This is a genomic window from Cellulomonas sp. P4_A2 (assembly GCF_056402515.1).
Map to the genome: position 1 here is coordinate 1 of NZ_JBFUHG010000095.1, position 478 is coordinate 478.

Genomic DNA, 478 nt, shown 5'->3' on the forward strand with positions numbered 1-478 from the left:
GTACTGGCGGAAGTCGGGGTCGCGGTGGCGCTGTTGGCGGTGACGACCGTGCTGACCTCGACCGAGCCCGGACGTACCGAGGAGGAAGCGGCCCGCACCTCGACGGCCGCATCCGCACCCACGACAGCGGGCCCCCTCGCGGTGAGCCTGCCTTTCGACACCGGCGGCCGGAACGGCAAGGGGACGGTCCGGATGGACATCGACCCCGGTCTCACCGGCGCCAACGGGCTCCACATCTGGATCGACGGCCCCGACGGACAGCCAATGGACGTCCCCGAGGTGAAGCTCGCCTTCACCCTCGCGTCCAAGGACATCGGTCCGCTGCCCGTCGTCCCCGACCGGCTCACCGAGGGGCACTGGACGGCGAGCGGCGTCCAGATCCCGATGGCGGGCAACTGGAAGATCGCGGTGACCGTGCGTACGTCGGACATCGATCAGACCACCATCGCCAAGAACGTGAAGATCGGCTGAGCAGGAT

General features: G+C 69.0%; 1 protein-coding gene. It reads left to right on the plus strand.

The genetic code is table 11. From position 1 onward, the window contains the following. Positions 1 to 471: hypothetical protein (locus tag AC1DUE_RS20260; RefSeq protein WP_477041203.1), on the plus strand; the 471-nt coding region annotated here is incomplete at its 5' end. Positions 472 to 478 lie beyond the last annotated feature (7 nt).